Origin of the sequence: Gracilimonas mengyeensis (assembly GCF_900182705.1) — a bacterium.
Lineage (GTDB): Bacteria > Bacteroidota > Rhodothermia > Balneolales > Balneolaceae > Gracilimonas > Gracilimonas mengyeensis.
In genome coordinates, this window is the sequence record NZ_FXTP01000001.1 from 116,169 (window position 1) to 141,771 (window position 25,603).

At 44.0% G+C, this 25,603-nt stretch carries 17 protein-coding genes; 7 read left to right on the forward strand and 10 right to left on the reverse strand.

All coding sequences use genetic code 11. The features are described 5' to 3' along the window. The first annotated feature begins 94 nt into the window (after positions 1-94). The 7 genes from FN815_RS00520 (at position 95) to pssA (ending at position 12,847) form a co-directional block, all read left to right on the forward strand. Positions 95-856, forward strand: coding sequence for a ParA family protein (locus FN815_RS00520; protein WP_142452638.1), 762 nt, complete (start codon positions 95-97; stop codon positions 854-856). Between the two features lie 3 nt (positions 857-859). After that, positions 860-1,117 (forward strand): hypothetical protein, encoded by a 258-nt coding sequence (locus tag FN815_RS00525; RefSeq protein WP_142452639.1) that lies wholly within the window; start codon positions 860-862, stop codon positions 1,115-1,117. A gap of 38 nt (positions 1,118-1,155) precedes the next feature. After that, positions 1,156-4,245: an exodeoxyribonuclease V subunit gamma gene (locus tag FN815_RS00530; RefSeq protein WP_142452640.1), complete on the forward strand. Its 3,090-nt coding sequence runs from the start codon at positions 1,156-1,158 to the stop codon at positions 4,243-4,245. Then, positions 4,245-7,757: an exodeoxyribonuclease V subunit beta gene (gene recB / locus FN815_RS00535; RefSeq protein ID WP_142452641.1), complete on the forward strand. Its 3,513-nt coding sequence runs from the start codon at positions 4,245-4,247 to the stop codon at positions 7,755-7,757. Before FN815_RS00530 ends, recB begins: the two co-directional genes overlap by 1 nt. Further along, positions 7,757-9,565, forward strand: coding sequence for an exodeoxyribonuclease V subunit alpha (recD, locus tag FN815_RS00540; RefSeq protein ID WP_142452642.1), 1,809 nt, complete (start codon positions 7,757-7,759; stop codon positions 9,563-9,565). The genes recB and recD overlap by 1 nt, the downstream gene beginning before the upstream one ends. A 936-nt stretch (positions 9,566-10,501) precedes the next feature. Then, complete coding sequence (locus tag FN815_RS00545; protein ID WP_142452643.1) at positions 10,502-11,800, forward strand: hypothetical protein; 1,299 nt, start codon at positions 10,502-10,504, stop codon at positions 11,798-11,800. 216 nt (positions 11,801-12,016) lie between these two features. After that, entirely contained in the window at positions 12,017-12,847 is an 831-nt protein-coding gene (gene pssA / locus FN815_RS00550; RefSeq protein WP_142452644.1) for a CDP-diacylglycerol--serine O-phosphatidyltransferase, read from the forward strand. Positions 12,848-13,290: 443 nt separating this feature from the next. Here the strand turns inward: pssA and wecB are convergent, their stop codons facing one another. The 10 genes from wecB to FN815_RS00600 form a co-directional block, all read right to left on the reverse strand. Beyond that, positions 13,291-14,382: a non-hydrolyzing UDP-N-acetylglucosamine 2-epimerase gene (gene wecB / locus FN815_RS00555; protein WP_142452645.1), complete on the reverse strand. Its 1,092-nt coding sequence runs from the start codon at positions 14,380-14,382 to the stop codon at positions 13,291-13,293. A gap of 5 nt (positions 14,383-14,387) precedes the next feature. Continuing rightward, the gene (locus FN815_RS00560; RefSeq protein ID WP_142452646.1) at positions 14,388-15,419 is read right to left on the reverse strand and encodes a glycosyltransferase; all 1,032 of its coding nucleotides are present in this window, start codon (positions 15,417-15,419) and stop codon (positions 14,388-14,390) included. Further along, entirely contained in the window at positions 15,416-16,951 is a 1,536-nt protein-coding gene (locus FN815_RS00565; protein ID WP_142452647.1) for a polysaccharide deacetylase family protein, read from the reverse strand. Before FN815_RS00565 ends, FN815_RS00560 begins: the two co-directional genes overlap by 4 nt. After that, positions 16,948-18,351 (reverse strand): oligosaccharide flippase family protein, encoded by a 1,404-nt coding sequence (locus tag FN815_RS00570; RefSeq protein WP_142452648.1) that lies wholly within the window; start codon positions 18,349-18,351, stop codon positions 16,948-16,950. The genes FN815_RS00565 and FN815_RS00570 overlap by 4 nt, the downstream gene beginning before the upstream one ends. A gap of 1 nt (position 18,352) precedes the next feature. After that, complete coding sequence (locus tag FN815_RS00575) at positions 18,353-19,369, reverse strand: glycosyltransferase (protein ID WP_142452649.1); 1,017 nt, start codon at positions 19,367-19,369, stop codon at positions 18,353-18,355. Between the two features lie 15 nt (positions 19,370-19,384). After that, entirely contained in the window at positions 19,385-20,329 is a 945-nt protein-coding gene (locus FN815_RS00580; RefSeq protein ID WP_142452650.1) for a PorV/PorQ family protein, read from the reverse strand. Next, complete coding sequence (locus FN815_RS00585) at positions 20,326-21,381, reverse strand: PorV/PorQ family protein (protein ID WP_246075085.1); 1,056 nt, start codon at positions 21,379-21,381, stop codon at positions 20,326-20,328. The genes FN815_RS00580 and FN815_RS00585 overlap by 4 nt, the downstream gene beginning before the upstream one ends. Then, positions 21,381-22,970 carry a FlgD immunoglobulin-like domain containing protein gene (locus FN815_RS00590; protein WP_142452651.1) on the reverse strand — a complete coding sequence of 530 codons (1,590 nt, stop codon included), beginning with the start codon at positions 22,968-22,970 and terminating at the stop codon, positions 21,381-21,383. Before FN815_RS00590 ends, FN815_RS00585 begins: the two co-directional genes overlap by 1 nt. Positions 22,971-22,976: 6 nt before the next feature. Then, entirely contained in the window at positions 22,977-23,774 is a 798-nt protein-coding gene (locus tag FN815_RS00595; RefSeq protein ID WP_142452652.1) for a hypothetical protein, read from the reverse strand. Between the two features lie 136 nt (positions 23,775-23,910). After that, entirely contained in the window at positions 23,911-25,599 is a 1,689-nt protein-coding gene (locus FN815_RS00600; RefSeq protein ID WP_142452653.1) for a FlgD immunoglobulin-like domain containing protein, read from the reverse strand. Between the last annotated feature and the right edge of the window lie 4 nt (positions 25,600-25,603).

A 25,603-nucleotide genomic window follows, 5' to 3' on the forward strand; every position in this document is an offset into this window, starting at 1 on the left:
AATCAAAGGAAAGATGATGTTTCTAAAAAATTTAATGTAACACTAAAGCCCTTAATTACTCTATATACTAAAGAGAATTTAAAGAGGTGATTTTGTGATGAAAACAATAGCATTAACCAACCAGAAGGGCGGGGTAGGCAAAACCACAACAACTATAAATCTTGGGGCAGGCCTGGCTAAATTAGGCAAACGGGTGTTGCTTATTGATTTGGACCCTCAGGCAAATTTAACGTATTCTTTGCGTTCCTATTCGCATAGGCTGGAGCATACGATTTATCACGCTTTGAAAGGCTCGGCAGATCTGAACGGGCTCATCGCTTCTCATAACGGCTTTGATTTTATTCCCTCTTCGCTTGATCTATCGGGAGCGGAGTTGGAACTGGCCAGCGAACCTGCTCGTGAAAGTCTATTGAAGGGAGTGCTTAAGCAATTTGCCAATGATGAGGAATACGATTACGTGTTGATTGACTGTCCGCCCAATCTCGGACTATTAACCCTGAATGCTTTCACGGCGGTGGATGATATTTTTATCGTGCTGCAATCGGAATACCTGGCCCTGCACGGTTTGTCCAAGTTGCTTGATTTGGTGAAAGTGGTACAGCAGCGACTCAATGATCGACTGAGAGTGGGAGGAATCATTTGCACGCTGTATGATGGTCGTAAAAATCTGAACAAAGAAGTGGTAGGCCACATCAAAGATTATTTTGGGCCTAAAGTTTTCAAAACCATTATTCGTGATAATGTAGCCCTGGCTGAAGCTCCCAGTCATCACAAAACTATTTTTGAGTACGATGAAAAAAGTATGGGAGCGGAGGATTATTTCGCCTTGGCAAAGGAAATTAAAAATGGCCATTAAGCTATGAGTAAAAAGAAAAGTCTTGGTCATAATCCATTGTCGCAGAGAGGGGTACGATATGCTACCTTTGATTTCATCAAACCCCTGGAGACAGAAGAGGATGATCATCCCAGGAAAAAACGAAAGATAAACAAGACGACCGCTTCCTATTATCTGGAGGAACCTGTGGTTAATAAAGTCAGGCGTTTAGCCAAGAAAAAAGGGACTTCCTATTCCGCCCTGGTAAATGAAATGCTGAAATATTCGCTGGCAGAAATTTAGGCTGAGTTTTTCGTCAATTTCACTGCTTTTCTTATACTGTGGAACATCAAAAAACGGCTATGTTCCATCTCTATCAATCACATTCTTTAGAATCACTCGCTCAACATTTTTTCGAAGTCATGGGGGAGAGTCTTCCTGACAACCCTTTAGAGCAACCCTGGATTATTGTTCAAAACAATGAAATCAAAGAATGGTTGTCCTTAAAATGTGCAGAGCAGCAAGGCATTGCCGGTAATTTTCGCTTCATATTTCCTTCTGAGTTTTTGTGGGTGCTATACCGATTGAAAAAGCCTGAAATCCCCCGACAGCTTCCCGCTGACCTGAATGCCATGCAGTGGGCATTGTTTGAGATGTTTTCTGAAGAACCAAGTCTTTTAAAGAAGATCCCGCTTTATAACATCGACTCCGATACGGTTCAAAAAAGATTTCATTTTTGTGCCCGTATTGCAGACAATTTTGATCAGTACCAGATGTACCGTCCCGCTATGATGGAGCGCTGGCTACAAGGAAAAACATCAACCCAAAGCCGACATGAAGGCTGGCAGTTGATGGTATGGCGGCGACTAAATGAGCGATGGAAATCGTCAGATATCACCAAAGATATTCCGCGTCGTTCAGCGGCATTCAGGGAGCTTTCAACGTGGTTGAAGACAGACGAAGAGTTTCTGAAAGTCCTGCCAGATTTCATTTATATTTTTGGTTTATCCCATGCACCCAAACCATTTATAGAAATTAGTTCATTGATGGGTGATGCAAAAAAAGTTCATTATTTTCTACGGTATCAGCCCAAAGAAGAGGACTCAAGTTTACCTGAGGAGTTAAGACAAAAATGGAATAAACCGCTGCGGGAGCAACATGATTTGGTAACCGCTATCAACGAACAATTACAGATTCCTTTTGAGCAAAAGGTGATAGCTTCGGAATCTTTTTCTTCCATAAAACCGAACGTTCATGCCTGTCATAACAAACGGCGGGAAGTGGAGGTTTTGAAAGATGAGGTTTTATCATTTTTAGATGAGCATCCAGATTTTTCGGTAGATGATATCCTGATTATGGTACCTGATGCCCAGGAGTACGCCGGTATATTGGAGGCGATTTTCTCCAACAGTGAGCAACAGCCGTCTCTTCCCATCGCCCGACTGCTGGGCGGGGACCGGGATTCAGTTCCTCATGCCATGTCAAATTTTCTTGAGTTGTTACTGTCCGACTTTAAAGCCAGTGAGGTGCTACAGTTTTTGCAGCTTGAACCGGTGCGTAAGCATTTTGATTTCTCGGAGTCTGAGCTGGATGTGCTGGAGGAATGGGCTGTTGAGAATAAAGTTTTCTGGGGTCTTGGTGAGGATTTTAATGAACTCTACAGCTGGAAGAAGGGGATAAGTCAGTTGATGGCGGGTTACAGCCTTGAGCTGCCTAAGCATTTGGTTTATGAAGGTGTGGTCCCTTTTGAGGGAGTTGGTTCTTCCGAAGGCATTAATCTCTCCGCTCGTTTTTCTTCTTTCATTCAGTTATTGAAAGAAAGCGACGAAGAGGCAAAGTCGTCCAGAACGGCAAATGAATGGATGGATCTGTGCCATAAATGGGCGGAGCGTTTTCTAAGTAACGGGGCGGATGAGCGGCAGTTTACTCAGTTGCTGACATTTTTAGCAAAATTAGAGGCTCACATTGAACTGGCTGAAACAAGGCAGAAGGTTTCTTTTGGAGTGATCAGAAATTGGCTGCAGGCTCAACTCAATGCACAAGACTCCGGTACGGCCCGTTATGGGCAGGGAATACGGGTGAGTTCGTATGTGCCATATCGTTCGGTGCCTTTTGCTTTCATTGGCGTTTTGGGGATGAATGAAGAGGTATTTCCCCGGAAAGCCGTTCGCCCTGAATTTGATTTAATTTATGATGACCCCAAGCCCGGTGACCGGATTTTAAAAGAAGATGATGCTTGTTTGTTTCTGGAAATCCTGGAGTCGGCCCGGAAACATCTGCACATCTGTTACCAGGCTTTTATGGCTCGCAGTGATTCTCAGAAGCTTCCGTCCATGTTGGTGCAGCAGCTACTGGAAAGCCAGAGTAAGGAGCCCGACAAAGTTGTGAAACGTCACTATTTACATGCCTTCAACAGCCGGTATTTTGAGCAGGGAAAAGCAGATACTTATTCGGGCTTGAGTCATCATCTTGCTAAAACTCTGAAATTAAAGCAGCATGAGCCGGCCCCCTTTTTGGAAGAATCATTCAAAGAAATAAATCTGTTTCAGGATGAAGAAATTACGGTACAGGATCTTATTTACTTTTTCACTCATCCCTCTAAATACTTTGTACAAAATTATTTACAATTATTTGACTACGACAATTTTAATGACATTACCGACCGTGAGCTTTTCAAAGTAGGAGGGTTAGAACGCTATCAGTTAAGGACCTTTTTGGCTGAAGGATTGGTGGAGGATCTTGAAGAAGAACAATTGTTGGAATACGCCCAGCGCTATCCGCTGATACCCGAAGCCATGCAGGGTGAAAAAATCTTTAACCTGAGGAAACAGGAAGTATCCGGATTTGTGGAGGAAGTGCAAAAATACACGGCCGGAGAGGAGCTGAAGCGAGGCATCGATCTGGAAATTGCGGGTAAGAGAATCTCAGGAACCTTGGGGAGTGTATATGGTGATAGCCTGGTGCATTACCGTCCGGCCGAGCGTAAGGCCAAAAATGAAATAAGCTGGTGGATAGAAGCTCTTTTATGGCTGAATGCAGGTGTGGCTTTGCAAAATATCGTTTTTATCTCCTTGAAGAATGAAAAGCCGGAAGTCCTGGAGATTCCAGCCTCACACATTGCACAACAAGCGCTTGAGAAGCTTATAAATCTATTGCTACGCGACGATCCCTGGCTGCACAAGCTTTGCTTCTTTCCGGATACTTCAAAGGCGTATGCGGAAGAATTTAAGAAAACCGGCGAGTACGATTCTGCGATGAAGAAGGCCCGGAAGTCGTGGCTGGGTGGAAGGTTCAGCCCCAATCCGGATTCTGCCGATTTCTACAATCACCTGATCTGGAAAGATCATGATTTCATTGCCAGTGAGTTTTTCAATAGGAATGCACTGGAGATCTGGGAGCCATTTTTGATGGCTAAAGAGGAGGCGGGTTAATGGAATCACTAAACAGATTGGATGTATTCGAGGCACCGCTTCAGGGCATTAGTTTGGTTGAGGCTAGTGCGGGAACCGGGAAAACCCATAATATCACTTCCCTGTACGTGCGGGCTATCATCGAGCGAAATTTAACTCCCTCTCAGATTTTGGTCATGACTTTTACCGAGGCGGCAACAGCTGAATTGAAGCAGCGCCTCAGGCGGCGAATGCGGGAAAGCCTTGCAGCGGTAGAAGGCGGGTATGACGGAGACGATGATTTTTTGCTTACGCTAACCGAGAAAGAATATCCCAATGCGAAGCAACAACTCAAAGAAGCTATTGACAGCTTTGACGAAGCTGCTGTTTTCACCATTCATGGATTTTGTAACCGGGTACTGGCGGAGTACAGCTTGCAATTTGATGTGCCGGCAGAGTTTCAGCTCCTAACAGATGAATCAGAGTTGATTCAGGATCAAGTGGATGCCTACTGGCGATCTTTTATCCGGAAAGATTTGCAGACGCGTGAGGATTATCAATTACTGGATTTTTTAACCGACGAAGGCTTTGGTCCGGATGAATTAATGGTGGGCGTGCAGGCTGTGATGGGGCAATCCTATGCCATCCTCGAGCCGTCTTCGCCGGACCTCAGGTCTCTCTTAGATTTGTTGACGCAATTAAATGAAACGCATGAGCAAGCGAAAAAACGATGGGGAAAGGAGAAGGCGGAGTTCAGAGAAGTATTGCTAAGTGGAGATTTAAATGGGAATAAATTCAGAAAGAATTACCTGGAGCATGATCTGAATATGTTGCAGGAATGGATGGCTACAGACCCTGTTAAAATTAGCATACCTAACCGGTTAGATAAGTATGGCGAGTATTTCATAGACGGAGCGGGGACCAAGAAATACGATCCTCCGCATTTTAAATTCATGGATCACATCCAGGATTTCCTGGTATTAAGCGCGCAATTGCAGCAGCTGAAGCCGGCCTTTGTGATCGCGTCAATTTCACGCATACTGGAAGATGTTGAACGTTTTAAGAAGAGTCATAACCTGCTTTCGTACAATGATTTAATTGAGTCAGTTGATAAAGGTTTGAAAAGGGATGCTTCCGGGAGTCTGGCAAAAAAATTAAGCCAAAAGTATCCTTTGGCGCTGGTTGATGAGTTCCAGGATACGGATCCTGTTCAGTACAGCATATTCCGGCAAATGTATCATCAGCGAGGTGGTACGGGCCTGTTTATGATTGGAGATCCCAAGCAAGCTATTTATGGATTCCGGGGCGGGGATATTTATACTTACCTGGAAGCCCGGAGCGATGCAGATGCCGGGCAGGCCTATTCATTGCAGGATAATTACCGGTCTAATCCCCATATGATTTCTGCTGTGAATGCTGTGTTCTCTCTTTCAGATCATCCTTTTAAACTTGACGATTTAATCTTCAACCCGGCAGGACATCCAAAAGGAAAAGATTCGGATTCATATTTGATAGATATATCAGGTGATGAAATTAATCCATTGCAGTGTATTACTTTATCGGATAAAGAAACCAATAAAAGTGATCTGTCTGAAAAGATTATTCTTGCGGTTTGTGATGAAATACAGAATGTACTGAAGGGCGATTTTAGTTTGAAGGATACCACCGGAGCAGTCCGCCCGGTGAAGGAAAAGGACATTGCCATTTTGGTACGGGAAGCACGGCATGGTGATCTCTTGCAAAATGAGCTTCGGTCGCGGGGAATAAGCAGCGTGCTTAAATCAAAAACCAGTGTGTTTAAAACGTTGCAGGCCGATGAACTTTTGCGGGTGCTGAAAGCCATCCAAAAACCAGGATATGAACCGGGTATCAGGGCGGCGCTGAGTACAAGCATGCTTGGCTATCAGGCATCAGATCTCATCAACTTGCTGGAAGACGAAACGGTTTGGGCTGATATCATTGAAGGATTTCTTTCTCTGAAAGATACCTGGCAGCACCGGGGCATTGAGGCTTTGTGCAACCGGTTGTTCAATGAATATGGGGTCTTGGAAAACCTGGCAAATTATCCGGATGCTGAGCGCCGCATTACGAATCTCTATCACCTAAGTGATTTGCTGTCCGCGGCCGAAAAGGAACAGAAGTTGAGTGGAAAAACATTGCTCAAATGGTTCTTTACAAAACGGCAGGAGGAAAGTGGTGGCTCGGAAGAAGAACAGCTCCGGCTGGAAAGTGATGAAGACCTGGTTCAGATATCTACCATGCACTCGGCCAAAGGGTTGCAATTTCCCATAGTGTTTTGTCCGTTTCTGTGGATTCCGCCGCGGGAGGCCAGTAAAAGCAACAGCCCCATCCGTTTTCATAAAGCCGGTGAAAATTGTCTTGAACTGATGCCCAAGGTAGAACATGCCCAAAGTGAGCAATTTCATCGATTGCATTATCAGCAAACTCAGGCAGAAGACGTTCGTCTGGCCTATGTTTCCCTCACACGGTCTATCTCGGCTTGCTACATGGTAGTACCCAATTTCAACAAGATAGGCGATTCAGCCCTGGCTACGCTCGTCAAAGGAAATTCAGAAACAAGCGTGGATTACGATGCCATTATCCGGTCACTTCAGGAATGCGATAAAGTTGAATGCCGGCCTCCGATAGAGCCTGATGAAAAAGCACTGGATCAAACAGAGGAACAGGTTAAGGAACTTGCGCCCGCCCGTAAATTCAGCAGGGAAGATGTATTTGACTATCCCAGGATGCTAAGTTATTCATCTCTATATGGGCATCAAGATCAGGGGGCACCATCTGAAGAACACGATTATGATGCTGGTGAAGAACATTTGCAGGAACCACCAAATACCATGGATCCATTTGGATTTCCACGGGGTGCACAGGCAGGAACTTGTTTGCATAAGATTTTTGAGGACGTGGTGTTTTCGGATTCAAGTACAGTGAAGGAAGCCGTTGAAGACAATCTCGAGTATCATGGTTTTTCTGAGAAATGGATTCCTCCGGTACTGAAATGGATTCGGAATAGTTTGGATCATCCTCTAAATACACAGGGAATACGCCTGGCTGATTTGAATGAACCTTCTGTTTTAAAAGAGATGGAGTTTTACTTCCCGGTAAACAATCTGCAACCCAGTGAACTCTGGAAAATTATTCGGGGAACAGCACCTGGTTTTAGTGATATAGAAACTGTCTCGGGTTTTATGAAAGGTTTTGTGGATTTGATCTTTGAAGCCGGCGGCAAATACTATATCCTGGACTATAAATCCAATCATCTGGGAAACACTTATTCCGATTATTCAGCAGAACACATTCAAGAAGAAATGCAATCGGCGGGTTATGATCTGCAATATCATATTTATACGCTGGCTGTGCATCGCTTTCTTTCAGCCCGCAAAAAAAATTACAATTATGAAAAGCATTTTGGCGGGGTAATGTACTTATTCTTAAGAGGAATTGAACCCGGCAAGGAAGGCTCCGGAGTATATTTTGACAAACCGGATACCTCACTGGTTACTGCTATGAACGAATACCTTGAGCAAGGAGTGAAGTGATGGAGAGCAAGGTAATACAAGCACTGGAACAGCTGGCAGAACAGGAAATTATTTTCGGGGCCGAAACGGAATTTGTCCGGTTTCTGCTGAACTTGTATCCCGAAACCCCGGAAGCCGTGCAGTGGGCGGCTGCGGCTTGCCTGAATGCCCAGCAAAAGGGTCATGTGTGCCTGGACATCAGCAAACTATCGGGATTTGTTTTTGGTGATCCTTCTTCCGGCATGGAAATATCTGACCAGCTAAAAAAAGAATGGCTGCATCAGCTGGAAAAATGTGAATGGGTGAGTGACGGGGTAGAAGTGAGTCCACTTGTTTTAGAAGACAGCCGTTTATATTTACACCGGTTTTGGAAGTATGAAGAAGAACTTGCCAGGTGGTTAACCGAAAAAGCACATCAAACCAATACCATTACTGCCGATCAGGAGCGGATTATCCGGAAACTGGCAGCACCCGCAGCTGATTTATTTGAGGTGAACTGGCAACAGGTGGCACTGTGTCTAAGTTTCTTAAAAGACATGGTGGTTATTTCTGGAGGGCCCGGAACTGGAAAAACCTATACGGTATTGAATATCATTGCAGCCCAGGCCATGGCCGCTTCGGATGACAAGTTTCGTATTGCTCTGGCAGCGCCTACCGGTAAGGCTGCCCGACGCTTGATTGAATCAATTGAAGCAGGAAAGGCACAATTGCCAGAACCAGTTCAAGAGGAGATTGAAATACCAGAGACAGCTCTGACCGTTCATAAACTGTTGGGAGCCGGGTACCGGCAAAATCAGTTCAGGTATCACACCAAAAATAAGCTTCCGTATGATTTGGTGGTAGTAGACGAAGCCTCTATGCTGGATATTACCATGTGGGTTCGGTTGGTGCAGGCTTTGGACGAAGACACCAAATTGGTGGTATTGGGTGATAAAGATCAGCTGGCTTCGGTAGAATCGGGTTCTATTTTGGGTGATATCTGTGCCGGTGACAATAGCTTTTCTGTTCCTGTCACTCAGCAGATTGCACGGATTACCGGTATGCAGATAGACTCTGTTGATGAACATCCGGTTATCAATGATTGTGTAGTATTTCTTACCAAGAGCTATCGATTTGGGGAAGAAAGCGGCATTGGGAAATTTGCAAATGCTGTGAACCGCTCGGATACGGAAGAGGCTCTGAAGCTCTTAAAAAGTGATCGGTATGATGACTTGAACTGGCAGGGTTTGTCGAACAAGAATATGAAAGCTTTGATTGACACTTATGCCGTGCAGCATTTTGAGAACTATTCCGGTCATGCCGAAAACGAACAGCTTGCGCAATCAAACCAAAGAAAAATACTATGTGCATTACGGCGCGGACCTTTTGGAGTGGAGCAAATTAACCGGGAGGCGGAACGAAAAATCCGACACAGAAAAGGACTCTTACAAAGTCAGGAGTGGTATGCCGGGCGTATTGTAATGAGTACTCGAAACGATAGTGTTCTAAAAGTTAAAAACGGTGAGCTTGGAATATGTCAGGGTGAGGAAACTCCACGGATCAGTTTTGAAGGTGAAAAAGCACTAAAGGTAGCACCTGCCCGTTTGATGAATTACGAGCCGGCTTACGCCATTACGATTCATAAAAGCCAGGGCTCAGAGTTCAATGAAATTGCAATAATTCTCCCGGATAAAATGAACCCTGTTTTATCAAAAGAGATTATCTATACTGCAGTGACACGTGCACGGAAAGACACCCTCATTTTAGCCGAAGAAGAAGTGCTCCGAAAAGCCATCGAAAATTCAGTTGAACGGCACAGCGGATTAAAGAAAAAACTTTGGAACAATTGAAATAAAAAAAGCTACAATGCCGTGAAGCATCATAGCTTAATAAATATTGTACCCCAAAAGCCAACGTATCAGGGGAGGCGGGTTGAGAGCCAGCCTCCCTTTACTTTTTCTAAACTCGCCTTTCTACGATTAAAATGTGCTTAGATGTTTTTAATCTGTGTTAGATAATTTTTAAATCCAATAAATATTCACGGTTAACTATAGCTAATATGTTAATTAACGGGAGTTCGGGATGAGAAATAAATTGCTCCGGCCTTCAGGGCGGTGAAAAAATATTCCTTTTATATTATAAAGAACCCGAATTTTGATGGTACTAAAGTCCATACGTTTGTCGAGGGTTGCTACAAAAATAGTAAAAGCCCCATAGTGCCAAAGCTTTGTAGAACGAATAATTTTGTAGCTCCATTGGGATAAAGCTTCATTTTTCTTTTCATTCTTCACCGGCCTGAAGGCCGGAGCAATTACAGTGAAAGTTGAGATGTTATCTTGAATTCAGGTTAATGAGGGAAATACAGCCAAATCCATCATTCCATTTTCCGGTGTAAAGACTTGATGTTTTTTAAGAGAGAAACGGGGTGATTGATGTGTTGGATTTTATCTTGCTGCCCGGGGGCTATTCCATCACCTGGCTCTGGCATCAGCAAATGCTATATTCTTGCTCACGCTGAGCCGAATGATGGAATTTGTTGCATCTACGCCCATACCATTGCACGTTAATTTTATCTTCAAAAAAACGTTTCAAAAGAACTCCTATCTCGAAGCCGGCTTGATCTGGGTCTCCGCCCTTATCACTATAATGGGAAAAATTTTATTTTACATATATAATTGATTCTACTTTCTTTAACCTAATTTTTTCTTATTCATTTATTAGATATTGGAACAAGTGTTCGTTTAGCTTTTACAAGGGAATGAACATCAATAAAAAATATATCAGATATGAATTTGACTAAATTAAATTTTCACAAGCTGTCGGTTTTTATATTGGGATTAGGCTTATTAGGATCTGCCTGTTCTTCAGATTCCAGCAGTAACAGTGATAGTAATTCAGCAATTATTGAAGGTTCTGTTCAGCAGCAACAAGCTAAAGCCGTACAAAGCGATGCCTACGTAGTGTCTGCTGCCAGAATAAATTCAGACGGATCTTTTTCAATCATTGAAGGATCAGAAACAGAAGTAGATGCTTCTGGAAACTTTACCCTTACCGTGGATGCTGAAACTGCCAATAACATAGCAGTAGTGGCAGAAAATGAAGGACAAGAATTTAAGGGCTATCTTTCCTCAGAAATAGAAAACGGACAAACTTACACTTTAAAAACACTGAACACGGAATATACAGCCGAATCAGAAGTGTATGCGGAAGTAATAGCCTCTGGAAATTCTGACATCGTCCAGAAATCAGATATCGAAGCGATGATCTCAAGTGAAGCCGCTGCCAATATCGAATCGGATGCATCTGCAGCAGCAAACATTGCTTCCTCGCTGGAACACGCAGCGGAAGCCCGGGCAGAGTTTTTTGCCGTCCATGTTGAGAATAATTCACAAGCAGCACTGGAAACTACTTACGAGGAACTTGCAGAAGCCCAGGTTCGCCTTGAAGCTGAATTAGAGGCCAATACCAATGCCGAAGCGCGCCAGGAAGCGTATGAAGTGTTTACTCAATCCATCGTTGATGCCTACGCTGCAGCTGAACTGGAGGCTTCTTCCACAGCTAAAGCGATCGAGATGTGGAGCCGTGTAGCCATTAACAGTATGAGTGATGTTGAAGCAGACGTAAGAGAAGACGCAAGACTTCATGCCTCAACTATTACTGCTATTGCATTAGATCTGGCCGTACAAGCAGAAGCAGATGAGATGAATGACTCATCGCAGGAGGCTATTGCCGATGCTGGTCTGGAGCTTCAATCTGCGATAGAAACCAGTAATGGTATTCAGGGAGACATTGAAGCTGCCTTTGAGAGCTATCATGAAGACATAAGAAGTATAATAGAAAGTGATGGAGTTTTTGAAGCTGCATTGATCCTGGAAATTGACTCACAGATTAATGGTCCAAATGGAGCGAAAGCAGATTTTTCCGGCTCTATTTCGTCCTCAGTAAGTGCTTCAATGATCAATAACATTTATACGGATTTCTATACCAGTATAGAGACTACCGTTGAGAACATATTTGGTTCAGATAATGAGGCCATGGTTGAAAGCATAACTGAAATCATGATTCTGATTAACCTGAATTCATAAAGACTCCTTTTTAGAGAATAATCAGACCCCGGGAGCTTTCTTCCGGGGTTTTTTTATGTGCCTTAAACAATTCTTTTCAAAACTCAGTTTTGGTATTTCACATATTATTGGTTCCTTTTGCAAGTGTAAAAGCAGGCATTACTTATGCCTTATCGCTGAGTAACTAATTATATTAATGCGTACTATTGGGCACGTTCTAAATTTTTTAGATTTTTCATGAAATACCCCATTCAAAAAAAGTATCATTCTTTTAAAGAGCGCAGGAAAAGGCGTAAAAAAAACCTGCCGCCCGTAAATAAAAAAATTGCGGTTCCCAGCTTCTTTACCCTGATGAACTTGTTTTCGGGTTTCCTTGCGATTATCTCAGTATCAGACGGAGATTTTATACGAGGTGCCTGGCTTATTGCTTTAGCCGGTTTGTTTGATGTGTTTGACGGGTTGATGGCCCGCCTGGCTGATGCCACCAGTGATTTTGGCATCGAACTGGATTCTATTTGTGATATGGTTTCTTTTGGAGTGGCACCGGGCTTTTTGATCTACACCTGGACACTGCATGAATTGGGACTCGTGGGCATCATTGTAAGTGCTTTGCCACCTTTGTGTGGGGCGGTACGTTTGGCCCGTTTCAACGTAAATGCACGTCTGCAACCCAGTCAGGATCATTTTATAGGACTGCCTATCCCGGCTCAGGCCATCATTCTTGGGGCATTTTTTCTGACCTTCCGCAACTCTAGCGAGCTTTTTTCCTTTTTTGAAAATGGCGTTAACTCTGTACTAATTCCTATTGTAGTAGTGATTTCATTCCTAATGGTGAGTACCATTCCATTTGACAAAATTCCCCGTTTTGACCGAAACACCCTTCGCAACAAAAAAGGCAACATCGTACTCTTTGTATTCTATCTGTTATTAATTGTGCTTTTTAAGGAATACGGACTCATGGCTGTCTTTTCGATTTTTATTCTGAAAGGGATCGTAGTGGGTACTATTCGGTTTTTCAGGGATGATTTTCAGCAAGAGATGGAAGAAGAGTTTCAGGATTATAGTTAAAAAAGTGAAGATGTCAGTAATTCGATTGCCATTTGTAAGCTAGTCCCCGAATGGGGACATACAATAATAGCCCAAGGTTACATCCACTTAAGTAGATGTAACCCTGGGTAAGCAATACCAAAAAGATAAACCCGAGGCTTGCAAGTTTTTGAGTGATGAATGCTGGTCGAGGGTTGGGCGAAAGGGACTTTGGAGATAGCTTGCTAAAGCTTCGATTGAAATAATTGCCCGCTTCACCTTATGGGCGAAGCTTGGTGTTCTCATTTTTATCAACCCCGGGTTGCGCCTGTTAGCTCCCCGCAAGCGGGAGAGACTACACAGGCTTAACCGGGGCTATTCTTGTTTGACCCCATTCGGGGTCTTACTGTTCAGAGTACTATCGAAATATCTAAAATGTACAGCAACTACTGTAAAAGTTGAGATGGTATATCGAACCGACTTTATTATAACTGCTGAATGAAATCAGCGATACGTCTGGCAGCTTGTCCATCTCCAAAAACATCAGTGGCTTTAATCTCAGAAGGAGAGGTGAGGAGCTTGCCGGTTTCTTCAATAATTTTTGCAGTATCACTGCCTACCAATTTTCCTAAACCGGCATCGATGAGTTCCTGTCGTTCGGTTTCATTTCGTAACACTAAAACAGGTTTTCCCAAAGCCGCGGCTTCTTCCTGTATGCCCCCCGAATCCGTAAGAATTAAATCAGCCCGCTCAATCAGGTGCAGAAAAGGAAGATAATCCAGTGGCTCAACCATCAAAAAGCGATCATTGGAAATACCGGAAGCATCTACTGCTTTTTTCACGTTTGGATTTGGATGAGCCGGAAATACTACCTTGGCGTGGGTATGTTTCTTCAGGATGCTTTCCACCGCTTTAAATATATTTACCAGGGGAGTGCCATGATTCTCTCGCCGGTGTGCGGTTAAAAGTATGAGAGTTTCTTCCGGATTGATATCAGATAACAGCTCCGGTTTGTGACTGGTAAAATCCTGCATCTTCCTGATCATATGCAAGGCATCGATAACGGTATTGCCGGTGATGCTTACAGATGCTTCTGGCACGCCTTCCTTCAAGAGATTTTGCTGGCTGAGTTTTGTTGGTGCAAAATGATGGGAAGCTATCACCGAAATCTGTTTCCGGTTCATCTCTTCGGGAAAGGGATTGTAGAGGTCATGGCTCCGAAGACCAGCTTCCACATGCAGTACGGGGATTTTTAGGTAAAAAGCTGCAAGAGCAGTAAGGTATGAGGTAGTAGTGTCGCCCTGAACAATTACGTAATCGGGGGCCTTTTTACTCAATACATCTTTGAGCTTGGGCATCAGGTTTGCCGTCAAATCAAACAGATCCTGACCGGGTTTCATAATAGCAAGGTTCTCATCCGGCTGAATATCAAACAATGAAAGCAGCGGATCTGCAAGTTCCCGATGTTGTCCGGAATGCAGAACACTGACCTTGCTTGTATTTTCAAGGGCTCTAATGACTGGTGCCAGTTTTATGATTTCGGGACGGGTCCCAAAAGCAACTAAAATATGCTTCATCGTAATTAATTCACCAAGGTTTTATAACTGTGGAGTGTTTTTTCAGCCACTTTCTCCCAGCTGTACTGTTCCAAAATATGTTTTTTTAGATACGGACTGCTTTCTTTTCTAAACGCTTTTTGAATGCCGGCATAAATTGATTCTTCTGATGCCGGCTCGATATATTCTACGCTTTCTCCAAAATAATCCTTAGTGCCGCCGTGTTTGGTTATCACAATCTGCGCTCCGGCCAATGCAGCTTCCATAGCAGCGATGCCGGGAGTTTCATAAAGGGAAGGCAACACAAATACTTTACATGCGGCGTAGGCTGAAGCCAGCAACTCAGAGTCGTGTGGGAGCGATGGAATTAAATGCACATGATCTAACACAGCAGCAAGCTTTAGACACTCTTGGCTGTAATCATCATCCGCAAAATCACCAATAATAACCACCGGCATATCCAGCTTTTCGGCCGCCTTCAGCAAGCTCAATACATTTTTCCGGGCTGCTCCTGCCTGACCCGTAAAAAGCACAAAATCTTTAATTCCGTATTCGTTGATAAAAGCATCGGGCTTTGCCTCCGAAAAATGTGCTTCAACGCCATTGGGAATGACTTCTATTTTATCACCAGAAACAGAAAACCCTTCTTCAATCAACCGGGCTTCTTCGGAGGTGTTGGGCAAAAGCAGGTCTGCCTTGTGGCAAAGGTCGGCTTTGATACTGAAATCGGAACGTATACCTGATCCCAGGGAAGACAACCATTTTTCTGCGTTGATGGCTGTTTTTATGGTTCCGCTGCTTCGGGTAGAATAAAAAACGGTGGATAGTGCCAGGGGAACTTTGCTTGCCGCCACCTGATCGATAATGCCCGTGTTTTCGATGGAGGCACCAAACACATGCACCAGGTCCAGTTCCTCAAGTTTAGTTTCTTTCCACGGGGATATAAGATGAGCGGAAATGCCCAGCTTCTCCAAAAACTGAATGGTAAAGGAAGCCTGAGTGCGGATGCCACCATTTACAACAGAAATACTCATGGGAGCCACAAAGCCTACTTTCATAGTCTGATCCTGTTTTTCCAGTCTAAAAGGGATGTCTTCATCAGTTTCAGATCTTTGGTTCTCATTTCAGCTATCTGTTTAGGTTCGGGAAGATAGGCTTTCGAGTACTCAAATTTGGGAGATTTTTGAGGAGTGATCGCTTGTCCTGATCCCTCCAAAAGAGAAAAACCTTGATGGCTGAATGAGACCTGGAATAACATGTGACAGTTATTATTTTTTTCTATATGGACTTTTCCTTTGTCCCAATGTGCTTCAAAATGGGTTTCCCGGCGTTTTTTCCAAAAGCGAGCATATTCATCAAAAGTGAGGTTCTCGAAGTTGGCATCCTGTACTTTTTGGAATACGGGTTCCAGGGTATGCAAACCAGGCTGTAGCGGGTGATGATAGAGAAAAACAGGCTCAAACCGGGCCGCTTTGCGAGCCATCACTTGCAAAAAATAGGCACTCATTTGGTTGGGAGTGTATCGCCGCCGACGCATGCTGCCGGTACAAATGGGATGAATCGGAATCTGTATCGGTTGCTTTTGAGCTGTAATCTGAATCGGGAGCCCATCGTAGGCAAAAGTAAACTCGGATGAATAACTGAAATCAAAGTTTTCCAAGGCTTTTTGCAGAGCTTCATTGTAGATACCATAGGGAGCGCAAAAACCAGTTAGGCCATAACCGGCCTCTTCAAGCAGCTCTTTGCCATGAGAGAGATTCTGCAATACTTTAGAGCTATGTTTGGAAGTGCCATGCCGGTAGCCGTGCAGAGCTATTTCCTGGTTATCAAACTGATGAAAATAATCCAGCCAGTTTTCATGAGCTTGTACATGCAAGAACCAGGTCGCTTTTATTTGATAGCGCTTTAAAACTTCATACAGCCCTTCAATTGATTCCATATCTCCAAAATCACTATCAATACGGAAACCGAATACGGGTTTCTGAGTTGGGGATATCCACTTTTGAACCAGCGGGAGTCCTTGTTTGAAATGCAATTCCTTGAGTACTGCCTCAAACAAACCGGCCAGGGTATGCTTGGATACTTGACTGACAATCTCATCCGGTGGGGTATGCTCGGCGCTGTAAAATCTCTTACGCTTGTATTCAGTGTCTTGCATCAATTCAGCAATGTTTGCCCCAAAATAGGCTAACTGGCCATCTTTTTTATTTTGAAAATGAACCAAGCCTTCAAAAATACCTGATTGCTTGTGAAGACCTACCTTGTTGTACAAATCAAGATAGGGAAGATGGGTAAAGGCCGTATCTTCTGTATTCCGGTATACTGTTTTTTGGTATGATTTTCGAATCTCTCCGGCTGGAGTAAACGGATGGAATGCTGAAACTTCCAAAATGGCCCCGCCGGCTTTTACGTATGATTCCAGTTTAGCCAGTTGTTCTCGGTTTGTTTGGTCATTAATGATGATGACCGAGTAGTGTGTGGATAAATCAAGGCTAAAATTGACTTCATGGTACCAGAGCCCCAGCTGATCCATTAAAGCAGTCCATTCAGGGCTGAGGTGTAAAAGTCCTATGCATAATTGTTTACTCATGCGCCCATTTTTTCTTTAGCCCAGCTCATTTGTTCTTTTGAAACCAAATCACTTTTAAAAATCACAATCAGATAAATAAAAGTGGCAATAAATACATTCAACAGGGGATGTAGTGGACTTACAACTGAGGCAAAAAAGAGCACCAAAGCAGGAAGTACGGTTAATAAAATGGGCTTTATGATTTTCAGGGGTATCACTTTTCTAAACCAGTAATAAGTGAAGGCGGTAATGATAAGCTCAGATAAAAAAACCGAAACAGCAACCGAATATACATTTCCAAATAGGGCGAAGCCGCAAATGAGTACAGCTGAAATGATGCCCCCAAAAGAGGTAGACAGGAAATACTCCTTGTCTTTATTAGTGGCAATGAGTCCGAATGAAAATAAGCTGTTTACGAAGGTTGCAGCAATCATAATACTCAACAACTGCAGGATGAGCACACTTTGCTGGTATTCCGCACCATATAAAATATCAATAACCGGACCGGCTGTAATGGCGAATATTAGTGCTATTAAAACCCCGGTGGCCATTACCAGTCGGTACACAATGCTAATACGACGGGTGGCGAGGGCTGGATTTTTGGTCCAGGTTGACGCCAGGTTAGGAAGCAACAGGTTCACAAATACACGGTCAATCATCATGGCTATGATGATGATCCTGAAAGCAGCCCCGTATTGCCCGGCATCGGAAAGGGAGAGGAGCGTTCCGATGAGAAGTTGGGGTAGCAATTGGACCATCTGGGCAAAGAATTTCCCGAGTCCTATGACCGAACTGGTTTTAACAAGATCGGTGTATACTTGTATGCCCCGGGAAGGCAGGGAGAAGGTTTTTTCCCGAAAAGCAAAAGCTCCCAAAGTTAAAGCGGCTAAGCTGATGCCTGCTGCATAAAGTACAGGAACCAATGCTACATCACCGGAAGACGAAACAAACGTAATCACAAGTAGAAAATAGACCCCGCCATTCAGCACTTTGGAGAGGGCAATTTTCCCGAACTCCTGTTTTCCGGAATAGAACCATTCCAGTAAAGCCATATAGGGTATGATGGAAAAAAGATATCCTAAAATCACCTGTTTCTCAGTACTACCCATATCCAAAAAGTATACGATACTCACCGATAGCAGCAATACTATAATACCGAGAAATAGTTTGGTGCGGAACACTTCAAGTACCCTGAAAATACGCTTTTCAGGAGGTTTCGCAGTTTCCCGCGTCCCGATACTGTTCAACCCTAAATCAGAAAACCAGGTAGCATAGCCCAGAACCGAGATGGCTACGGTTATCAAACCATAGAATTCAGAACCTAAAACACGGGCCAGGTAAATGGAGGATAAAAAAGATAAGCCACGGCCGGCTATATCACCGGTAAGAATCCAGAAAGCTTTCTCTTTCAGCTTTGCCATACTATTGTTCCTGAAGGGCTTTCAGATGAACATTCAGTAAGGCTTTCAGTCCGTCCTGCCGGTGAAAAAGATGAACATTTGGATGATGCACTTCCTCAGAAAGACACCCCATATCCGGGGCAATAATCAGTTTATCGTACGCCTGGGCCATGTGATATCCCCCGGAAGACAGGATTTCCCGGTAGTTAAATACACAAATATCGGAGGCATGATAAAACCACGGTACTTCTTCTTCATCAATGAAGTGAGGAATCAGGACAATCCGTTTATTTTGCTCAGCTAATTCTTTCAGTTCTTCATACAAGTCCTGATTGCCTTTTTTTACCGGGCCTACAATCAAAAGATTACAAGGCGTATCTAAGTCTGTGACTATTCGTGCCACTTCCTCGATTTGTTTATACCGGCTGATATTGCCGAACATTAATATGTTGGAAATGTCTGGCGAAAGAGTACAGTCAAATTTTTCATTGATCTTAGCAATACCCGTTTTCTTATCACTAGGCATGGCGGGAAAATCAGGGTGGGGAACAAGGTGAAATTTTGATTTCGGAGCCCGTAAACGATGACTCATGATATCCACCGCTTTTTGGCAATGCACGTGAAGAGCGTCGGCCCATTTAGCCATTCTTCTATGCAGAAATTGGTGGAGCTCCAGATACTTTTGATCATGCGGGAACTCGTTATGCAAAGTCCAAACGATATTGCCGCCAAAGATCTTAAAAAGGAAGATACAAGCCATTTTCCAGGGCATTCCAGCCAGCGATTTGAAATCCTGGAACTCGAGCCAGTGATAGTGTAGAATTACATTTTTGTTAATGAGGGCCCCAAAAATCAGCTTTACATGATTAAAGATACTGATAGATTCAATTTGGTAGCGGTCTGATTCGATCAGGTCCTGATACAGCAAATACAAATAATCCGATTTCTTATGCGAATACCGGATCAATGGTACCACATAAATGGTTTTTGCCTCCGCATTCACGGACGCATAAACCTCATCCAGCGATGTTGCCTTCATACAATGCCCCGGCTCTTAGAATTTGTACTGTAATCCTATGGAATGTACTGTTCCGTATCCGGTATTGAAAGGGATAATTGCGTAGTTAACGGTAATGTCATTGGTGATGAATTCCGCGCCGAAAGAAACCGGGCGAACGTTGTTCTGGGTTTTGTACCCTCCGCTAACCTGTACGGTCTCAGCAATAGTGAGAGACAGCCCCATGTTTAGGTATGGATCTGTTTTGCTGTAATCGGCGTAATCCCGGTCTTCGGTTTTTGATAAGGGGTGAGCATAATCTAAATAAGCGGAAATCAATATGGGAAGCTCGTCGCCCGGAGAGGCAGAGAATTGTACAACATCTGCAGATACCCCGGCTTTAAGACTGGTGGGCAGTTCGGTTGCTTCTACATTCAGCTTCTGCATTTCACCGGCATTGGTAATCGAAAGCCCGGTACGGACACGGTCATCCACAAAATTACGGGCAATCCCTGCATTAAAAGCATAGCCATTGGCTCGGTAGGTATAGTTTTGCTCATTTAGGAATTGAAAAGCAGCTCCTAAGGAAAATAATCCAAAATCATGTGCATAGGCACCTGAAATAGAAATATGCTGTATAGAAAAAGTACCATTAGATTCACCTGGCCTGTCATATTGTTCGTAATCTGAGGCCCCGGCCGTATAAAAAGCAAAGGCAATGGCGCGCTTATCGTTCTTAAAATTCACGCCACCAAATCCGTGAGTGAGGTTGGCTATCCAGAAAGAATAGCCGGCATCAATGGAGGAGTAATCGCTGAGGGCGAGCAATGCGGGATTGGAATAGATGGATGCTGCGCCTTCAGGTACAGACGTATTGGCATCTGCTTTTGAAAGGGAAGAAGGCATGGGGGAAATTCCCAATACCTGGAATCCGCTTCCCTGCGCGAAGAGTGGGGCAGAACTAATTAGTAAAATGGTGAGGGCGAATAAGAGCTTTCTCATAAATTTAGACGTAATGAAAATACATGCATGTTGGAAATTTGGTAAGGCTCCAGTACAAAGGCGTAGTCGATGGATGGAGATAGCATATCAAAGGGGAGGTGTACGGAAAAGCCGCTGCTAAGTCCCCAGCTTGCAGAATCGTCCAGGTCGGGCAACTGCCAGCCGGCACGCAGAGTAAAACGCTCATGGGCATTCCACATGCCGCCAAGCCTTAATTTGGAGGTACTGGTGGTGATATTTTTGGAACGGGTTTGAAGATTGGGAGTCCCGTTTTCAACGAAATATTCCTGGGTAGTAGTTTCAGATTCTTGAACCTGAACTTCGAAATCTGCAGAAATAGTGAAGGCCTGTGGCTGCCAGGCCAGTCCCCAAACCAAACGGGTTGGAAAATTATTAACCACATTGCGGGCCTGATCCAGTTGGTAGAGATCTTGAGAATTCCAGGTGTAGCTTGCCAGCATATCTTTCACCGTAAAAGCTACATTGATATTACGGTCGGATTGATACAAAAGCCCCAGGTCTAAGCCAAAACTGGTTGTATTTTCTAAATCAGGATGATAATTGGCAAGGTTAAATTTTACGCCAATTCCACCGCTCATTTTTTCGCTTAGGCGAATACCAAAGCTGCTGGCCAATTGGTATTCGGATGCATCAAACATCTGGGTGGGATATCCACTTTGGGTACGGCCGTCAATATCAGTCACCCCGGTTCTAAGAATGTGAAAAGAAATACCGGCAGAGGGTGGAAGCTGAAATTGAGCTCCCGTACTTTGAAATACACGATCGTACTGCAAAGCACCAACAGTAAGGTCAGCTTGACGGCTTTCAGAAAATAAAGCAGATTGGGCAGGATTATAATAAGCATAGGAACCCTGAGAGGTTACGGCTGCCATCGCGTTACTCATGGCCATGCCCCGGGCACTGTAGCCTATACGACTGGAAGCTCCGGCATAACCACCGTGCTGTGCCAATGCCTCGTTAACACTTAGGGAAAGCAGGAGTATCCCCGCCAGTACTGCTAATAGTTTTTGTGACTTAATCTCTTGCATCATTAATCTACCACTAAAATTTTGCCGCTTAGTTCTTTACCGGCCGTTTCTACTATATAAATGTAGGCCCCGTTGGCCACTTTTCGTCCTTGCCCGTCATAACCGTCCCAAACGGCTTCATAGGTGCCAGGACCAAAAGAATCATTTTCTACCTCTCGTACCAGATTCATTCCGAAATCAAAAATACGTACGCGGACATTACCCTGCTTTTTAACCTCAAATTTCATCCGAACCACATCATACACAGAAGCAGAAAAGGGGTTTGGATAGGCGTAGGTGTTGGTATTACGGCCGTCGGGTACATGCACATTTCCACCTTTAAGAGGATAGTTGACACGCGTGATCTGCCAGTTGTCGAATTGCTGATTCTGGCTGCAACATTCGATAGAGGCAATGCCGTCACTGGTGCCAATCCAGAGACGATCTGGGGTGGAGGCTACAGAATAATAAAAGGCGGATGATTTTATAAAAGTGTTTGGGCTTTCTAATCGGGGGAGTTTAATCCAGGTATCTCCGACATCTGAAGAAACAAACATTCCATCATCGCCGGCGGCAAACACATAGCCATCTTTAAAGCCAATGTCATTGATGCGCTCTCCAATCAGCATCTGAGTAAAGCTTTCGCCATCATCGTCGGTGTAAACAATTCCTTCTTTCTGTGGGGTATTCTGAATCCAGTTGGTCATCCAAATACGATCAGAACCTGGTTCTTCACGAATGGTGATAATCCAATTCCCGAGCAGGCCATCGCTACTTCCATCATAGCTGATATGCTGCCAAACGATACTATCGGTTGGAGCGGTAAGTGCATTTTCAGAGATGTTGATGCCACCGGCACTGCCAAACCAGACGCGGTCTTGTGAATCAATTAACAGCCCAAATCCTTTCAGGTTGTCATCATATACCGGGTCATATTTGTTATTTGATTGGATGCAATTATTATCGCCGTCGCGATCGGTGCAATCGGTCCAGTAGTAGTCGTTTCCTTGGGGGGTAAGTTGTTCTAAATCGGAAGGAGGTAAGATGACGCGTTCCCAGTTATCTCCAAAGTCCCGGCTTCTAAGCAATCCCGAAGCCCAGTTCGCTGATAAAATGACATCGTTTTTGAAACTCACATCGTAGGGGGGAGATTGTTCACCAGCTGCAATTCTGATCCGGTCGTACGTTTGTCCGCCATACACAAAGGTGGTGTCGCCTTCTCCTCTGGGATCCAATAAAAGAGGTTCAAACTCCCAATTTTGCCCACCGTCAACACTTTTGTAATAGCCGAAGCCATAAGGTAAGGGGCCGCTTTCTGTTTCTGAGGTATAGCCAAGTCCGGCCAGCACGGTGTCCTGTCCCAGGGCAAGCGAGTATACACGACCAATGCCATCACCGGTCACGCTGTCTGCATTTTCCGGGGTATACCATTCAAAACTGTTGCCGATGTTACGGTTCAGTTGTGGGCTTACCCAAACTGTATCCCCGAAAGCAGCAATGGTGCTAACCCCGTTTTGGCGGATGGTATTGAATTGCTCATCAACGGGACCAATGACCTGGGCATAAACACCGGATGAAATAAAAACAAATAACAGAAATAGTACTTTCCTCATGCTAAATTACTCTCTGATGCTGAATGTAGTTCTGACAGTATCACTGGATAGACCGCCTTTATCAAGGGCATAAAATTCAATGTCAAAATCGCGGTTAGGATTATTATCAGTTTGAGTAACAGGCAGAGACCATGTATAGGTGGAATCATTTTCAACTTCATCCCCAAAGCTGCTGCCATCATCAAACATTTCAAAAGGAGAGCCTTCCACTTCTCCGGATTGCTGACTAATTACCCGAAGATAAACTTTGTCAATATTCTCTTGTCCATCCTGATCAGTAACCTTTGCGGTAAATGTAGCTGGAATTTCTCCGGTTGAGGGCCTTGTGATTTCGCCGGGACTATCCGTTTCAATAATTTGAGGGGCAAAGTTAGAGAAACCTTTAACTTTAAATAGTGCCTGGGCATAATTGCCCGGGTTACTTTCATTATATGCAAAAACGTTAATCAGATAGTCCTGAAAAGAAGTAGTGCTTGTTTCCAATTCAAAAGTGCCTGAGAACGATCCGCCATTAAAATTAGTCAGGCTATCCTCAAGGATGGTTTCTCCTCCTTTATAAGAAATTGTATATAGCAGTTGGTCATCAGCTGAAAAGTGTTTTACAGAGCCCTGAATTTGTACTGTTAAAGTGGTGTCTCTGAAGCCATCTTCTTGGGTGAATGCTGCCTCAGAAGGATATAGTGCCAGGAAGGTAATGGCTGGTGTCTCTTCAAGTGGGTTTTGCGGAGAGGTGGTAGAGTCGCAAGCATAAAATCCCAGTCCAATAAAACACACCAGGATGGTGTAAGTGAAAAGGTTCTTCAAGTGAATAATTTCTTTTTCGGTTGAGCAGTTAATGGTACGGATATCACAAACTTAAATCCAATACGGTTTTGACGCTTTAAAATTGTGCAGGGATTGAACCAGACTGGTTATTTACATGATTTTCGGAGGAAGAAAACTAATCAACCACCATCATTTTCCCACTTAATTCTCTGCTAGCTGTTTCTACAATATAGATGTAAGGACCATTGTCCACTTTGCGGCCTTTCCCGTCGTAACCATCCCAAACAGCCTCGTAGGTTCCGGGAGTGAAAGTGCCGTTTTCTATTTCCCGAACAAGGTTCATCCCAAAATCAAAAATACGGATGCGTACGTTTCCTTGTTCTTTCACTTCAAACTTGATGCGCACCAGTTCATACACACTGGATGAAAAAGGATTGGGATAGGCATAAGTAGTGGTATTCCGTTTGTCCGGTTCGTGCACGTTGCCGCCTTTAAGCGGATAATTGACACGTGTAATCTGCCAGTTGTCAAAGCGCTGGTTTTCTGAACAGCATTCAATAGAGGCAAGGCCATCATCGGTGCCAATCCAAACCCGGTTGGTGGTAGTGGCAACAGCACTATGAACAGTGGATGATTTAATAAAGGTATTTGGACTTTTTATCTGGGGAATTTTCGTCCAGCTTTCTCCCGCATCATCAGAAACAAACAGCCCGTTATTGCCGGGGGCAAATACGTAGCCATCTTTAAAGCCGATATCATTAATACGTTCGCCCACCAGCATTTGCTTGAAGCTTTCACCGCCATCAGCGGTATAAACCAGACCTTCTCGCTGTGGAGGGTCTTCATGCCAGTTGGTCATCCAAACCCGGTCGGAATGGGGCTCTTGTCTTATATTAGTGATCCAGTTGGCCAGTAAGGTATAGTTAATTTTGTCGTAGCTGATATGTCTCCAGGAAATACTGTCGATGGGAGCCGTGAGGGCATTTTCCGAGATATTGACTCCTTTGGCAGTTCCTACCCAAACCCGGTTCTGATTGTCAATCTCCACGCTGAATGCCAGCAGGTTTAATCCCGTGTTGGGATTGGTGGGATCGTATCGGTTAACGGTGATACCCACTTCTTCCTCATCACCATCTTCCGTTACCGTGATGATATAATTTGAATTCCACCAATAAATGCCCTCCGGGGTCATCTCTTCTACATTGTCAGGGGGGAGAAGAACAGGTTCCCAGTTCATTCCTGCATCGGTACTTCTCAATAAAGAGCGACCCCAGTTCGCAGAGAAAAACACCTCATTTTTAAAATCCACTTCATATGGGGGAGACTGTTCGTCTACGGTAAACCGAATTCTGTTATAAACAAATCCACCATATACAACCTGAATGTCGCATTCAGGACGGTAAGAGGGAGGGTATGGATAAGATTTTTCTCCTTTGTCTTCCGTCCCCTTACATTTCAATTCATCAGGTGGATTATTATCCAGTTGAGGTGGTATGTATCTCCAGGATTGACCCCCGTTGGAACTAAAGTAATAGCCAAATCCGGTTGGTGGATCGCCAGGTTGATCAAAATTCGTATATCCAAGCCCTGCAAGTATCGAATCTTTTCCCAGTTCCAGGGAGAAAACGTTACCCTTAGGGTTATTGATAAGGCTATCGGCATTTTGGGGTATATGCCACTCCAGCTGGTTGCTGATATTTCGGGTTAGTTTTGGGCTGATCCATAAGGTATCTCCATATGCTTCCATCGTACTTACCCCATTTCGGTGGATAGAGAAATAGGGATTCGTAGTTGGACCAGTAACCTGGGCCTGAATAAAATATATAGGAGAAAAAATGAATATCAGGATGAATGTTTTTTTCATAAAA

What these genes read in the sequence shown, in the direction of transcription:
- FN815_RS00525 (WP_142452639.1), top strand. Translation starts at nt 860, where the DNA reads ATGAGTAAAAAGAAAAGTCTTGGTCATAATCCATTGTCGCAGAGAGGG.
- recB (WP_142452641.1), top strand. Translation starts at nt 4,245, where the DNA reads ATGGAATCACTAAACAGATTGGATGTATTCGAGGCACCGCTTCAGGGC.
- recD (WP_142452642.1), top strand. Translation starts at nt 7,757, where the DNA reads ATGGAGAGCAAGGTAATACAAGCACTGGAACAGCTGGCAGAACAGGAA.
- FN815_RS00545 (WP_142452643.1), top strand. Translation starts at nt 10,502, where the DNA reads ATGAATTTGACTAAATTAAATTTTCACAAGCTGTCGGTTTTTATATTG.
- pssA (WP_142452644.1), top strand. Translation starts at nt 12,017, where the DNA reads ATGAAATACCCCATTCAAAAAAAGTATCATTCTTTTAAAGAGCGCAGG.
- wecB (WP_142452645.1), bottom strand. Translation starts at nt 14,382, where the DNA reads ATGAAGCATATTTTAGTTGCTTTTGGGACCCGTCCCGAAATCATAAAA.
- FN815_RS00560 (WP_142452646.1), bottom strand. Translation starts at nt 15,419, where the DNA reads ATGAAAGTAGGCTTTGTGGCTCCCATGAGTATTTCTGTTGTAAATGGT.
- FN815_RS00565 (WP_142452647.1), bottom strand. Translation starts at nt 16,951, where the DNA reads ATGAGTAAACAATTATGCATAGGACTTTTACACCTCAGCCCTGAATGG.
- FN815_RS00570 (WP_142452648.1), bottom strand. Translation starts at nt 18,351, where the DNA reads ATGGCAAAGCTGAAAGAGAAAGCTTTCTGGATTCTTACCGGTGATATA.
- FN815_RS00575 (WP_142452649.1), bottom strand. Translation starts at nt 19,369, where the DNA reads ATGAAGGCAACATCGCTGGATGAGGTTTATGCGTCCGTGAATGCGGAG.
- FN815_RS00580 (WP_142452650.1), bottom strand. Translation starts at nt 20,329, where the DNA reads ATGAGAAAGCTCTTATTCGCCCTCACCATTTTACTAATTAGTTCTGCC.
- FN815_RS00585 (WP_246075085.1), bottom strand. Translation starts at nt 21,381, where the DNA reads ATGATGCAAGAGATTAAGTCACAAAAACTATTAGCAGTACTGGCGGGG.
- FN815_RS00590 (WP_142452651.1), bottom strand. Translation starts at nt 22,970, where the DNA reads ATGAGGAAAGTACTATTTCTGTTATTTGTTTTTATTTCATCCGGTGTT.
- FN815_RS00600 (WP_142452653.1), bottom strand. Translation starts at nt 25,599, where the DNA reads ATGAAAAAAACATTCATCCTGATATTCATTTTTTCTCCTATATATTTT.